This window comes from Flexivirga sp. B27 (genome assembly GCF_052905685.1).
In genome coordinates this window covers 105,542-119,483 of sequence record NZ_JBPYUM010000005.1, presented here as the reverse complement: position 1 = coordinate 119,483, position 13,942 = coordinate 105,542, and the positions used below count along the sequence as shown (strand labels likewise).

Below are 13,942 nucleotides of genomic sequence, written 5' to 3'. Positions count from 1 at the left end.
GGTGCTCGACATGAATGTTGCACGGGCCGCCGCGACCGGTCGTCGGGCGGCGCCCCTGCCTCCGGAGGAGCGCCGGGAAGCGTTGATGGACACGGCTATTGCGTTGATCCGTGAGCAGCACAAGCTCCCGACGACGCGGGAGATCGCCACCGCCGCCGGCGTCGCCGAGGGCACGATCTTCCGTGTCTTCGCGACCAAGGACGAGCTTTTCGACGCCGTGCTGGAGCGCACCTTCGACGCCGAGTCCTTCTTCGCGCGCCTGGCAAAAATCGATGGCGACGCGGGCCTGGACGAGGTGATGATCGAGATCGTGCGTGTTCTGCAAGCACGGTTCCTGGAGGTCTTCGACATCATGGGCGCGTTCAGCTTGATCGGCCCGCCGGAGCGCTTCCGCGACCCCAAGACGCAGGCCCGCCAGGAGCGCAAGGGCTCGGACATGGTGCTCGCGCTGCTCGAGCCGTATGCCGATCAGTTCTGCTTCCCGGTCGAACGCGTCGCACGGATGATGCGACTGCTGACCTTCAGCGGCAGCCACGCGCTGATCAACGACGGGGAGATCCTGCCGGCCGACGAGATCGTCCGGACGATCCTCTACGGCGTGGCAGAGCCGTCCGGCAGCCCGGCGAAGCCGCACCGCACCAGTGCGCGAAAAGACTCAAAGACACAGCAGATTCGGGGAAAGTAGATGCTCTTCAGGCTCATCCGGGATCGGCTCGCGCCATACAGCGGGCTGCTCCTCGGGCTGGTGCTCCTGCAGTTGGTCAATGTCGGCGCGAACCTCTATCTGCCGACGCTGAACGCCGACATCATCGACAAGGGTGTGACCAAGGGAGACACTGGCGTCATCTGGAGCACCGGCGGGCTGATGCTCGCGGTCTCCTTCATCCAGGTGGTCGGGTCGATCGGCGCTGCCTTCTGCGGGGCGCGGATCGCGATGTCCTTCGGCCGGGACACCCGTGCATCGATCTTCCGCGCGGTGGGTCGCTTCTCGGCCCGCGAGATGAATGAGTTCGGTGCGCCGTCGCTGATCACCCGCAGCACCAACGATGTCCAGCAGGTGCAGATGCTGGTGCTGATGAGCTGCACGCTGATGGTCGGTGCACCGATCATGATGGTCGGCGGCGTCATCATGGCGCTGCGACAAGACGCCGCCCTGTCCTGGCTGGTGCTGGTCGCGGTGATCGTGCTCGGCGTCGCGGTCGGCTCGGTGGTGCGCAAGATGGTGCCCGGTTTCCGCCTCGTGCAGAAGCGGATCGACATCGTCAATCGCGTGATGCGGGAGCACCTTTCGGGTGTCCGCGTCATTCGGGCCTTCACTCGTGAGCGCTACGAGGAGCGTCGCTTCGACGACGCGACCGACAGCCTGACCGAGATCTCCACCCGGGTCGGCAGCCTGATGATGATGATGTTCCCGACGGTCATCACCGTCATGAACCTCTCGACGATCGGTGTCTGGTGGTTCGGTGCACACCAGATCGCGAACGGCGACGTGGAGATCGGGTCGCTGTCGGCATACATGACCTATCTGATCCAGATCCTGATGTCGGTCATGATGGCGACCTTCATGTTCATGATGATCCCGCGAGCGTCCGTTGCGGCCGAGCGGATCACCGAGGTTGTGCGGACCGAGCCGTCGGTGCAGCCGCCGTCGGAGCCGGTCACGCCGGCCGGGGTCCGCGGCGTCGTCGAGCTGGACGGCGCGACGATGCAGTACCCGGGTGCCGACGACCCCGTGCTCCGGGACGTCACGTTGCGGGCCGAGCCCGGTCAGACGGTGGCGATCATCGGGTCCACCGGATCGGGCAAGTCGACCCTGCTGTCACTCATCGCGCGGCTCTTCGACACCACGTCCGGCCGGGTCAGCATCGACGGCGTGGACGTGCGCGACCTCGACCCGCAGTTGCTGTGGGGGCACACCGGCATCGTCCCGCAGAAGGCCTATCTCTTCTCCGGGACGGTCGCCACCAACCTGCGCTACGGCAACCCGGATGCCACCGACGAGCAGCTGTGGGAGGCGTTGGAGGTCGCACAGGCCCGCGACTTCGTCGAGCGGATGGACGGCGGCCTCGACGCCGCGGTCACCCAGGGCGGCACCAACGTCTCCGGTGGGCAGCGGCAGCGTCTGTGCATAGCCCGAGCACTGGTGGCGAGGCCGCGGATCTATCTCTTCGACGACTCGTTCTCCGCGCTCGACCTCGCGACCGACCGGCGGTTGCGCGAGGCCCTGGTCCCGCACGTGCGGCAATCGACCGTTTTCATTGTGGCGCAACGAGTTTCGACCATCCGCAGCGCTGACATGATCCTGGTGCTCGACGACGGGCACGTGGTCGGGTCGGGCACCCACGACGAGTTGTTGATGTCCTGCGAGGAATACCGCGAGATCGTCGCGTCCCAGGGCGGCGCCGGGCAGGAGGTCGCGTGATGACGAAGAAGAACGCACCGCAGAGCGCGTCCGCACCGGCCGGCAAGCCCGCGCGCCAGCAGCGCGGCCCGCAGATGGGTGTCGGTATGGCGGAGAAGTCCAAGGACTTCCGCGGGTCGGCCAAGCGCCTGGTCGGCCGGCTGAGCCCGCACCGCCCCGCACTGATCACGATCATGGTGCTGACGGTCGTCGCGGTGGGGCTGAACGTCATCGGCCCGAAGGTGCTCGGCAAGGCCGTCGACCAGATCTACTCGGGTGCGGTCGGCGCGCAGCTGCCGAGCGGCCCGAGCAAGCAACAGGTGGTGCAGGCGCTGCGCGACCGCGGCGACAACACGCTCGCCGACATGGTGTCGGGCATGGACCTGGTGCCCGGTGTCGGCATCGACTTCGGCACGCTCGGTCGCATCCTGCTGACGGTGCTGTGCCTCTACCTGTGCGCCGGTGTCTTCCAGTTCATCCAGGCGCGGATGCTCAACAAGGTCGTGCAGGAGACCATGAACACCCTGCGCAAGGACGTTGAGGCGAAGATCAACAAGGTCCCGCTCAGCTACCTCGACGGTCAGCCGCGCGGTGAGCTGCTGTCGCGGGTCACCAACGACATCGACAACATCGGCCAGTCGATGCAGCAGTCGATCAGCCAGCTGCTGGTCAACGGGCTGACGGTCATCGGGGTCGTGGTGATGATGCTGACGATCTCGTGGTGGCTGACCCTGGTCGCGATGATCGCCATACCGATCGTGGTCCTGGTGACCGGTCAGGTGATGAAGCGCTCCCAGAAGCTCTTCATCGCGCAGTGGAGCCACACCGGCGCCCTCAACGGTCAGATCGAGGAGACCTTCAGCGGCCACGACCTCGTCAAGGTCTTCGGTCGTCAGCACGAGGTCGACGAGGCCTTCGACACCACGAACGAAGAGCTGACCACGGTCAGCTGGAAGGCGCAGTTCGTCAGCGGTCTGGTCATGCCGATCATGATGCTGGTCGGCAACCTGCAATACGTCGTGGTCTGTGTGCTCGGCGGCCTGCAGGTCGCGAACGGCTCGATGACCCTGGGCAATGTGACTGCGTTCGTGCAGTATTCGCGCCAGTTCACCCAGCCGCTGACGCAGATGGCCTCGATGGTCAACCTCATGCAGTCGGGCGTGGCCAGCGCGGAGCGGGTCTTCGAGGTGCTCGACGCTCCGGAGCAGCGACCGGAGGAGAACGCGCCGATGGCGCCGACCCGCGGCGCGGTGGAGTTCGACCGGGTCGACTTCGGCTACACCCCGGACCAGCCGCTGATCGAGGACCTGTCCCTGGCCGTCGAGCCCGGGCAGACCGTCGCGATCGTCGGCCCGACCGGTGCGGGCAAGACGACGTTGGTCAACCTGATCATGCGCTTCTACGAGATCGACTCCGGCAGCATTCGCATCGACGGGCAGGACATCACGACGATCAGCAGGCAGGACCTGCGCTCGCGGATAGGCATGGTGCTGCAGGACGCGTGGCTCTTCCACGGCACGATCCGGGAGAACATCGCCTACGGGCGGATGGATGCGACCGAGGAGCAGATCCACGCAGCGGCCGAGGCGACCTTCGTGGATCGTTTCGTGAAGTCGTTGCCGGACGGATACGACACCGTGATCGACGAGGAGGGCACGGGGGTGTCCGCGGGTGAGCGGCAGCTGATCACCATCGCCAGGGCGTTCCTCGCCGACCCGGCGATGCTGATCCTCGACGAGGCCACCTCCTCGGTCGACACCCGCACCGAGGTGTTGCTGCAGGAGGCGATGGCGGCGCTGCGCTCCGATCGCACGAGTTTCGTGATCGCACATCGGCTTTCGACGATCCGTGACGCCGACACGATCCTGGTGATGGAGGACGGGCACATCGTCGAGCAGGGTGATCACGACAGCCTGCTCGCCGCGGAGGGTGCCTACCACCGGCTCTACATGTCGCAGTTCGAGGGAGCGATGACCGAGACCGACCCGAATGCGCTGAACCCGGCCTGACCGAGCACATCCTCGAGGTGATCTCCGAGGGTCACGGCCTGCGCAGCTGGAAGACGAAGTCGGTCTCCTTCCCGTTCAGGAACCCGTGGTTGCGGGCATACCACTCCTTGACCTGCCCCTCGGCCCGATCCGGTGTCAGCTCGCCCGCCGTCCGGGTGTAGCGCGACGCGTCGTGTGCATCGAGGATGCTGTCGAGGTGCTCGCCCTTCGGGGTCTCGCACACGGCGGTGGTCCGGTTGACCTTGTCCGGGTTGGGGACACCATCCGCGCGTGGCACCGGATCGTGGATGTTCTCGATGGACATCGCGTTGACACTCTTGGGCAGGGCGACCCGCCCGATCGGTGAGCCTGCGGTGACGATCTCCTTGACGTCGAACTTCTCCCGGAAGTGCTGGTCCGCGGCCAGCCGGGCGGCGACGATGCCACCCTGGCTGTGCCCGGCGAGCATCACCGGCTCGCTGCCAGGCCGGACCCCGGCCTCCTTCATGGCCGCGCTCATGGCCTTGTCGATCGCCGGATAGAGGCTGGACTTCTGGCCGGCCATGCTCGCCAGGTTGGCTGCCGTCGACGACGGCCCGTGGTCGCTGTGGAGATTCCAGTGAGTGGTGCCGGGGATGGACACCACCCAGGAGCCCTTGCCGTCGGCGCCGACGATCCGGCGCACGTGCACCACCGAATGGTCACCGTTCGACTCGTGCTCGGCGGCCGCCGCGTCACCGACGATGGTGCCCAGCGCCCGGCGGTGGGTCGCGTGATTGGTCCGATGGGTTTGCTTGACGCTCAACGGTTTGGAGTCCTTGAACCAGCCGAGACGCCGACCGCTGGCGAGCAGCCACCCGATCTGGCCCTCGTAGTCCGTGGGCGACGGTGACGGGCCGAAGATCCAGCGGACCGGTCCCGGCGCCCAGCTCTCGGTGGTGACGAAGAGCTGCGTCCACGCGATCGCACCGTCGACCAGTGCTGGATCGTCCTCGACCTCCTTCTGGAACCCGTCGGCGAAGTTGCCGCCGAGCGCTTTGGCGTAGCTGGCCAGGTCGCTGCCGACATACGGCCCGTCCTGCGGCAGCTTCGTCGTCGCCACCGCCTTGGCTGCGGACTTCACGACGGCGGCCTGCAGCCGTGTCGGCGTCGTGGCGACGTTGATCGCCGCGAAGAACGCTCGCTGCGTCGCGTCGGCCACTTCGTATGCAGTGGCACTCCAGCGCAGCTGGCGTGCCACGAACTCCATCCGCAGCGACAGCCCGCCGAGCTTGACCGTCAGCGAGGTGATCTCGGTGGCGATGCTCGCCGCCGACCCGGGGGAGAGTATTGCGCTCTTCTTCGGCAGCGCCACGCCGATCGACACCACCCCTTTGCACAGGTTGCTCGCATCGTCCCCGGAGCGGTCCAGGCGGGTCGCGGTCATCCGCATGTCGAGGAAATAGGCCTCGGTCGACCCGGATCCTCCGGTGACCGTGCACTGCGGGGGCGGGGCTGGGTCAGTCATCGGAGCTCTCCTGAAGTAGCGCGGCGAAGGCGCTGACGCGCGCCTGCACCTCCATCGGCGTCATGGGTGAGAAGGTCAGGTCGTCGTCCGCATCCGCGGCCAGGTGACCCCAGCTGTCGGTGAGCAGGTGCAGCATCGTCGCGTAGCCGTCCCCCTCGCCGCCGACGAGTTGCAGCGTCAGGATCGCCTCGGCTCCCCAAGCGAATTGTGTGACCCACCAAGGAATCCCGGCCATCGACAGCTCCTCGAGCGCGGCGTCGAGTCGCTCGGGATCGCCCTCGCGGATCACCTCCGACAGGGCGAGCAATTCACCCGGAGCGAGCGGCGGTATGTCGATGGTCGGCGGTGGCTCCGTCGCCGGGGTCACCCCGGTGGTCTGCTCCAACATGGTCACCAGCCCGACGAGCTGGCCGGCCAGCCGATCGACCGGCCCTGAGATCAGGCGCCATACGGACGGGGCCGGCAGGAGCATCTCGAACGCGTCGCCGCTGATCCGGGCGAGGACGTTCAGCTCCCGGCCCCTTGTGCTCGCGCCGATCGTCGCGTGCGGACCCGACGTCAGGCGCCGGGTGACCTCCTCGAACTCGGCGGGCGGCACGGCCCTTTCGGTGAGCTCCCTTGTCACGGCCATGGCAGCAGCCTCGAGCCGGGCACGACGGAGTGGACGATGTCCTTCAGCGTGCTCTCGTGATCGGCGACGTGCCGGGCGTGGCTGTTGAGCAGTCGGCTGAGGTGATCGAGATCGTCGGCGCGGTCGCGGAACTCGGTCGCCCGGGCGGTCAGCTTCTTGCGGAAACGCTCGGCACCCTGGCTGTGCCACTTCACGGAGTGGTTACCGGTCACCGAGGTGGCCGCACCACGTGCGTCTGTCGCCAGCCGGGCAGCGCGCCGCGCTTGGGCTCGGATCTGTTCTGGGTCGTCGGACATGTCGATGACAGTAGGCATTTCGACGGCTCCCGTGCTGGCTCGAGAGGTCTGCCTGTGGACAACCGGGCGTCCGCGCCGAGATGTGCACGACGACCCGGCCGCTCGCGAAGTAGGGTGCCGACATGCCACCACCGTTCGCAGGGCGCTACGACCTGGAGCAGCAGATCGGCACAGGCGGCACGGGTTCGGTATGGCGCGCGTACGACCGCAAGCACGACCGCTGGGTTGCGGTGAAGGTGCTGACGCAGTCCGAGGCGGGCACGTTGCTGCGATTCGTGCGCGAGCAGTCGCTGCGGGTGCAGCACCCGCACGTGGTGGCGCCGCAGGGCTGGGCCGCCGACGACGAGCACATCGCACTGTCCATGGACCTCGTCCCGGGCGGGTCGGTGGAGACCCTCCTCGGCGACCACGGCCCGTTGCCCGAGACCTATGTCGCCGTCCTCCTGGACCAGTTGCTCGACGGACTGGCCGCGATCCACCGGGCGGGTGTGGTGCACCGCGATGTGAAGCCGGCCAACCTGCTGCTCGAACCCACCGGCAGCGAGCGGCCGTTCGTGCGATTGGCGGATTTCGGCCTGGCCGCACGAGCAGGCGAACCCCGGCTGACCCAGCGCGGACACCGTGTCGGCACACCGGGTTTCGTCGCTCCCGAGACGGCCACGGCCGATCCGGCCCCGTCAGTGGACATCTACTCGGTCGGCGTGCTCGGTCGGGTGCTGCTCTCCGGCATGAACGCCGAACATCTTCCGCCGCAAGGGAATTCGGCGCTGTGGCCGCTGCTGCAGCAGCTGAGCGACCCTGATCCGGCGCGGCGACCGACCGCGCAGGAGGTGCGACGACTGCTGGCGCCGTTCGTGCCGCCGGGCACACCGTGGCTGGCCGAGCCGGAGCCGCCATACGTCTTCGAGCAGATCGCCCCGCCGGACGTTGCGTCCGGCCCACAGACCCAGGTCGGCAACCCGCCGACCCAGCCCGACCACGATCCGGCCGCGCGCAGTGCCGACGGCTCGGCCGGCCGGCGCACCCTGACCGTGGTGATGGCCGCGAGCTTCACGCTCGCGGCCATCCTCCTGGTGGTCGTGCTGGTGTTGTTGTTGCGCTGACCGTCAGCCGCGGCGGCGCAGTGCCAGCGCCGCACCGGCACCGACGACCGCGAGCAGGCCCGCGCCACCGGTCAGGCCACCGATGAGTTTCCAGTTGGTGTCGGTGGTGCCGGTCATCCCGCCCTTGTCGGCCGCGACGGTCTGTGCCGCGCCTGCCGCCTGGTGGGTCGAACCGGAGTCACCTTCGGACGACGCCGACGACTTCTTCGGTGCCTTCGACTCGTCTGTCTTCTTGTCCGACTTCTCGTCCGACTTCGACTGGCCGATCTGTGCCGTGCCGTTCGCCGCGGTCCCGGTCGGCGTCGTGCCGGCACCCTTGATGTGCTCGCCCTTGGCGAAGCGCGGGGTGTCAGCGTCCGCGCTGCCGGGCGTCGCGACCTGCAGGGAGACCTTCAGCGGGGTGCGCACCGTGTCCTTGCCGTCGGCGCGCGTGCTGAGCCCCACCACCACGTAGTAGTCGCCCGCGACGGAGCCGGCGACCTTGCTGTCGGTGTAGGCGGTGCGGTTCGCCAGCCGGATCGGGTTGGTCACTGCGCCCACTCGGCCGCCCTCGTCGTCGATCAGCTCCGAGTGGTCGAGCTTGCCGGACTCACCCTCGGGCATGTTGTCCGGAGAGATGTCATTGGCGACACCGCCGGCGGGGGAGAGGATGTCGGTCGACAGTCGCCGGAAGCTGGTCGAGGCGTCGTATGCCGGGTTCTGCTCCGCGGTGGCCATCGTCTGCACCTGCTGACCCCAGCCGGCCGACACCTTGAAGAACTTGAACTCGCCGGGCATCAGCTCGATGGTCTTCGTGCCGGGCTTCAGCCGGGTCGCCGTCGCCAGGCCCGAGCCGCCGACCGCCGTGCCGGAGGAGGTCTGCGCAGGCATGTCCTGCCAGCTCGCGTCGCGCTTGGTGTCGCGCTTGAGGATCGACGGGTTGGTCGGTGCCGGAGTCTCGACGACGTCGATCTGCATCGGAGTGCCGGCGACGTCGTCGCCCCAGTCGCTCTGCTCGACCTTCAAGAACAGGTCCTGCGAGTTGCACGCCTTGTCCGAGTCGAAGCGCGGCGCTGTCGACAGCACTCCGGTGAGCAGGTCGCGGGAGGCCTTGGCGAAGCCGAACACCTGGGGGGAGTCCGAGCCACAGCGGGTGCCGTCCGCGGTCGTGACCGACAGGTCGAGCTGGCTGTCGGCCGCCTTGGGACGGGACGTTACGCCCACCATGAAACTGCTCCCGGCCATCGTGTGGTGCAGCTTGTAGTACTTCGCGGTCTGCCCGTCCGCGGGCACCGAGTCGGTCCAGCGACCGGCTTCGATGGTCGGTGCGTCGCTGCTGGTCGGCGCGCCTTCAACGGCCTTACCGGAGATCGAGAAGGGTTGGCTGGCACGGGTTTTCACCGTCTGCAGCGCCGAGGTCAACGCCTTGCTGTCGTCGGCGTCGAAGTATTTGCCGTTGGTGACCGAGGAGATGCAGCTCAACTGCGAGCGGGCCTTCTTGTCGACCTTGAAGCCGATGACGTCGACCCGCAGGTCGATACCCTTGGCAGCGAGCGCCTTGGCGGTGTCGCACGGGTCGGGGGAGCAGGTCGACTCGCCGTCGGACACCAGCACGATCGATCGCTGCCCCGTGGTGCCCAGGTCCTTGGCCGCCTTCTGCAGCGCGTATGCCGTGGGCGTCTGCCCCTTCGGCTCATAGCGCTTGATGGCGGACCGCAGCGCCGGCCGGTCCAGCTTCTTGACGGGCACGACCTGCCTGCTGTCGGAACAGGCCTGTTTGGTGTCCTTCCCGGGAGGAGCTGTGGCGCCATACACGCGCATGCCGACCTGCAGGTGCGGGTCCAGACTGTTGACCATCGTGGTCAGCGACGAGCGCGCCGTGTCGATCTTGGGAGTGCCGTCCGCGTCGGGATCGGCCATCGATCCCGACGCGTCCAGCACGATCTCGAGCTTGCCGTTGACGTCGGGTGAGGTGGCGTGGGCCGACGGCGCTGCGATACTGGCCAGGCTCGTCGTGAGCGCGCACACCCCCACTGCGGCTGCAGCTGTCCGTAGGTGTCGCATGGGTCCTCCCAATATTTACGTCCGTAACTTACATGTTTACTGACGTAAACAGTGACCCGATGGTTTCCTGCTGTCAAGCAGAATCTTTAGGCTTGCCCGGATGGACTGCGGAAAGTTGTGGTGACAGAGCGGTGATCGAGCGGTGATGGAGGACTGATGGACGATGTCGAGGCGCGTCGCGCCAGCCAGGCCGAGCTGTATGGCGAGCCGCTCAGCGCGATCATCGAGAGCATCGGCGGCAGCCTCGGGCTGACCCAGGGCCGGATCGCGCAGGTGCTGGGGGTGTCGGCGCCGATGTTGTCGCACCTGGTCAGCGCCCGCCGGGTCAAGATCGGCAACCCGATGGCACACACCCGCCTGCTGCAGCTGCGTGCGCTCGCGTCCGACGTCCAGACCGGGCGGCTCACCGCGGAGCAGGCGGAGACGGTCGTGCCGCAGATCGCGGCGAGCAACGACAGCTGGACCACCTCGCACGCGCTGTCCGACAACGCGCTGCCGGCACCGGTTGCCACCGGCGCGGCCACCCCGCCTCCCGCCGGCCCCGGGCCGGACGCGATCGTGCACGCGATCCAGGACCTCTTCCGTGGGGTCGCGGACGCCGCCGACTGGCTGGCCGCGGCCGAGCGGCTGGAGGCCGAGCACCCGCAGATCGCCGAGGTGCTGCGCACCTACGGTGCCTCCCGCACCGCGACCGCCCAGGAGCACTGGAAGCGCGTCGTCGGCGAGTGACCGACCTCCCGACGCGATAGCGTCTCTGCGTGACCGCGGGAGTGCTCGGCCGGACGCGTGACGCCGTCGAACGGCTGTCGCCGGGCTATTTCGCGCTCGTGATGGCCACCGGCATCGTGTCATCCGGGTTGCGCCTGGATGGGGCGACGGTGCTGGCCGACGTGCTGCTCGTCGTCGCCGGAGTGGCCTTCGTCGGCCTCGTCGTCCTCAACGTATGGCGCCTGGTGGCGTTCCGTTCCCGGGCGGTCACGGACTTCTTCGACCCGCAACTGGCGTTCGGCTACTTCACGTCGGTCGCCGCGGCCGGTGTTCTCGCCAGCGGCGTTTCGGCTCACGGGATGATCACGCTCGCGCTGGTGCTCTTCATCGCCGGCTTCGCCGCGTGGCTGCTGCTCGGCTACGCCATACCGTGGGCGACGATGCTCGACCGGTCGCACCACCCGACGGTGCGCGGCGCCAACGGCTCGTGGTTCCTGTGGGTCGTGTCCAGCCAATCGGTCGCCACGATGGCCGCCATACTCGAGCGGCACCTGCATGCGGCGCAGCATCTCTTCGCGATGATCGCGGTTGTCGCGTGGTCCGTGGGCGTTTTCCTCTACGGCGCGGAGAGCATGCTGATCGCCTTGCGCGAGATGATGTATGACGCCGACTTCGCCCCGTCCTACTGGGTCTGCATGGGAGCTGCGTCGATCACCGTGCTGGCCGGGGCGGAGATCCTGGACTCGCAGGGGTCGACGGTCGTCGCCAATGTCGCGCCGATCCTCGATGCGGCGACGCTGATGTTCTGGTCGTTCGCCTCCTGGCTGCTGCCGATGCTCATCCTGGCCTTCTGCTGGCGGCATTTCATCCGGCACGTTCCGCTCGGTTACGACAGTGCCCTGTGGAGCATGGTCTTCCCGCTGGGCATGTATGCCGTGGCGTCGGTGCACCTCGGGGAGGTCGAGGAGCTGCCCTGGGTGGAGCACATCGGGCGCGTGGAGTTGTGGCTGGCGTTCGCGATCTGGTGTGTCGTCTTCGTGGGGTTCCTCCGCCGGATCTTCGGCACAGTGCTGACGAGTCGGGCCAGGGGTGTGGCGGACCAGCAGGTCACGTAACGGGAACGTGTTCGGGAAATCCCGGCATCGAGCGGCACTCGGACATAGTGTGTTGCGGCATACGACCGAGACATTCTCGTCAGCCCTCCCCTGGGGCACGCCGTCACTGCCGGAAGGATTCCCGTCATGGCATTCACTCGCACTCTCAGCATCGTCGGAGCTGTTGCTCTGGCCGGCTCGCTCGCGGCCTGCGGCTCGAGCTCCAGCGGCGGTTCGTCGGACGGGGGGTCCGGCAAATACGGCAACTGCAAGATCACCAGTAAGCCCAACACGATCAAGGTCAAGCCAGTGGTCAAGGACACGCTGACCGTCGAGACCACCCTGCCGGCACAGGGCTGGTGGAACGGCACAACCGCGTCATCGATCAAGGACGGCTACGAATACTGCATGGCCGCCGAGTTGGCCAACATGGCCGGCCTGAAGAAGCTCGTGATCAAGAACGTCTCCTTCGACCAGCTCGTTGCGGCCCGCACCCACAAGTTCGACATCGCTCTCGCGGAGGCCTCGATCACGCCGGAGCGTGCCAAGGTCGTCGACTTCTCCAAGCCCTACTTCGACTCCAACATCGGGGTGCTGACCAAGAAGGGCGCGGGGGTGACCGCCGACAACATCAAGAGCAAGCGTTGCGCGGCATACTCCGGCACCACCTCGGTGCAGTTCCTGAAGACCAAGCTGAAGTGCAAGACGCAGCACGTCTACCCCGACAGCCAGACGCTCTACCAGAGCGTGCTGTCCGGGCAGTCGGACGTCGCGCTGCTCGACACCGCGATCGTGCTCGCCGAGGCCAAGCAGACCGGCGACAAGCTCGAGGTGCCCGGCCAGTACAAGACCGGCGAGAAGTACGGCGCGATCTACCCCAAGGGCTCGGCCAACGAGAAGGCGTTCGACAAGGGCATCACCACGCTGAAGGACGACGGCACGCTGAAGAAGCTGTCCAAGGACTACCTCGGGCCGGCCTTCGGTGGCGACCCGTCGGCCGTCCCGGTGTGGTCAGTGAAGTGACCGCGCACTCTCCTTCGCTGACAGGACGACCATCCGGGGAGTGGAGCAGATGAGTCAACAAGCGCTGGTGCGCGACGACATCCAGTCCGCACCCGACCCGAGCCCACCGCACAAGGTGATGCTCGCTGCGATCGTCGCGTTGGTCGTCGACATCGTCGGCATCGCGTTGATGTTCTACGCAGGCACGTTGCTGCGTGACTACAACCACGGCAACGCCATCTCGACGATCGTGATGGTCATCCTGGTGGTGGCCTCGCTCGGACCGCTGTGGGCGACGATCCAGGGCTTCCTGGGTGCGAGCAAGCGGGCCCGCCTGCTCGGCGACGGCAAGCTGGTCCCGGCCCGCCGGGCCGCGGCCCGTGGTCGCGAGGACGCTGCGATCGGCATCGGGTATGGCGCGGCGGTCATCATCATCGCCGCGGTCATGCTGCTGGTGCTGACCAACTCCGGTGCCGTCGCCGACACGTTCCTGCGTGTCGACGCGTGGCGCCAGTCGTTCGACGAGGTGATCCACGCCTTCTGGATCAACATCTGGGTGGCGGTCGTCTCGTTCATCCTGGTGCTGATCTTCGGGCTGGTCCTGGCGATCATGCGCATGCTGCCCGGCCGGGCGGGCGCCCCGCTGCGGCTGATCGCAACGGTCTACTGCGACGTGTTCCGGGCCATCCCGGCGATTGTCACCGTCATGCTGGTGGCCTACGGCATACCGCTGGCCTTCTCCTTCACCCAGGAGTGGAACCTCGCCTACTTCGGCGTGGTGGCGTTGACGTTGACCTACTCGGCATACGTCGCGGAGGTCTACCGCGCCGGGCTCGCCTCGATCCACCCGAGCCAGACGGCGGCATCGCGGTCGCTCGGCCTGAGCTACGGGCAGACCTTGCGCGCCGTGCTCGTGCCGCAGGCGGTGCGCCGGATGGTGCCGCCGCTGCTGAACGACTTCATCAGCCTGCAGAAGGACACCGCACTGCTGTCCGTCGCAGGTGTCATGGAGGCGCTCGCGGTCAGCAAGTTGTGGGAGGCGAAGCTCTACACGCTCGCGCCGATCACCATGGTCGCGTTCTTCTTCATCGTCATCACCATCCCGCAGGCTCGATTCGTCGACTTCCTGATCAACCGGGATACGGCCAAGCGAGCGGGTGGTTGAGCAC

The 13,942-nt window shown here is 67.4% G+C and carries 12 protein-coding genes; 8 read left to right on the top strand and 4 right to left on the bottom strand.

Annotated elements, in window-relative coordinates; all coding sequences use genetic code 11:
• The first annotated feature begins 10 nt into the window (after positions 1-10).
• Genes ACSZL9_RS17345 through ACSZL9_RS17335 form a run of 3 tightly spaced genes read left to right on the top strand, consistent with a single transcriptional unit; the run spans position 11 to position 4,410 of the window.
• Entirely contained in the window at positions 11-685 is a 675-nt protein-coding gene (locus ACSZL9_RS17345) for a TetR/AcrR family transcriptional regulator (protein WP_446666771.1), read from the top strand.
• Entirely contained in the window at positions 686-2,422 is a 1,737-nt protein-coding gene (locus ACSZL9_RS17340) for an ABC transporter ATP-binding protein (protein ID WP_446666770.1), read from the top strand.
• Positions 2,422-4,410, top strand: coding sequence for an ABC transporter ATP-binding protein (locus ACSZL9_RS17335; RefSeq protein WP_446666769.1), 1,989 nt, complete (start codon positions 2,422-2,424; stop codon positions 4,408-4,410). Before ACSZL9_RS17340 ends, ACSZL9_RS17335 begins: the two co-directional genes overlap by 1 nt.
• Positions 4,411-4,441: 31 nt before the next feature.
• Here ACSZL9_RS17335 and ACSZL9_RS17330 read toward each other — a convergent pair whose 3' ends face one another.
• From ACSZL9_RS17330 to ACSZL9_RS17320, 3 genes are read right to left on the bottom strand one after another with little or no spacing between them, the layout of a single operon-like run.
• Positions 4,442-5,896, bottom strand: coding sequence for a PGAP1-like alpha/beta domain-containing protein (locus ACSZL9_RS17330; RefSeq protein WP_446666768.1), 1,455 nt, complete (start codon positions 5,894-5,896; stop codon positions 4,442-4,444).
• Positions 5,889-6,527: a hypothetical protein gene (locus ACSZL9_RS17325; RefSeq protein WP_446666767.1), complete on the bottom strand. Its 639-nt coding sequence runs from the start codon at positions 6,525-6,527 to the stop codon at positions 5,889-5,891. Before ACSZL9_RS17325 ends, ACSZL9_RS17330 begins: the two co-directional genes overlap by 8 nt.
• Positions 6,518-6,823, bottom strand: a complete 306-nt coding sequence (locus tag ACSZL9_RS17320) for a hypothetical protein (protein ID WP_446666766.1) — start codon at positions 6,821-6,823, stop codon at positions 6,518-6,520. Before ACSZL9_RS17320 ends, ACSZL9_RS17325 begins: the two co-directional genes overlap by 10 nt.
• A 122-nt stretch (positions 6,824-6,945) precedes the next feature.
• On the opposite strand from ACSZL9_RS17320, the gene ACSZL9_RS17315 reads away from it, so the two are divergent.
• A complete protein-coding gene (locus ACSZL9_RS17315) occupies positions 6,946-7,926 on the top strand; it encodes a serine/threonine-protein kinase (RefSeq protein WP_446666765.1) in 981 nt (326 codons plus the stop codon).
• Between the two features lie 3 nt (positions 7,927-7,929).
• Here the strand turns inward: ACSZL9_RS17315 and ACSZL9_RS17310 are convergent, their stop codons facing one another.
• Positions 7,930-9,969 carry a vWA domain-containing protein gene (locus ACSZL9_RS17310; RefSeq protein WP_446666764.1) on the bottom strand — a complete coding sequence of 680 codons (2,040 nt, stop codon included), beginning with the start codon at positions 9,967-9,969 and terminating at the stop codon, positions 7,930-7,932.
• A 156-nt stretch (positions 9,970-10,125) separates the two neighbouring features.
• On the opposite strand from ACSZL9_RS17310, the gene ACSZL9_RS17305 reads away from it, so the two are divergent.
• The 4 genes from ACSZL9_RS17305 (at position 10,126) to ACSZL9_RS17290 (ending at position 13,938) form a co-directional block, all read left to right on the top strand.
• Positions 10,126-10,698 (top strand): hypothetical protein, encoded by a 573-nt coding sequence (locus tag ACSZL9_RS17305; protein WP_446666763.1) that lies wholly within the window; start codon positions 10,126-10,128, stop codon positions 10,696-10,698.
• A 29-nt stretch (positions 10,699-10,727) separates the two neighbouring features.
• Complete coding sequence (locus ACSZL9_RS17300; RefSeq protein ID WP_446666762.1) at positions 10,728-11,792, top strand: tellurite resistance/C4-dicarboxylate transporter family protein; 1,065 nt, start codon at positions 10,728-10,730, stop codon at positions 11,790-11,792.
• A 126-nt stretch (positions 11,793-11,918) separates the two neighbouring features.
• Entirely contained in the window at positions 11,919-12,794 is an 876-nt protein-coding gene (locus ACSZL9_RS17295) for an ABC transporter substrate-binding protein (protein WP_446666761.1), read from the top strand.
• A gap of 49 nt (positions 12,795-12,843) precedes the next feature.
• Positions 12,844-13,938 carry an amino acid ABC transporter permease gene (locus ACSZL9_RS17290; RefSeq protein ID WP_446666760.1) on the top strand — a complete coding sequence of 365 codons (1,095 nt, stop codon included), beginning with the start codon at positions 12,844-12,846 and terminating at the stop codon, positions 13,936-13,938.
• The last annotated feature ends 4 nt before the right edge of the window (positions 13,939-13,942 follow it).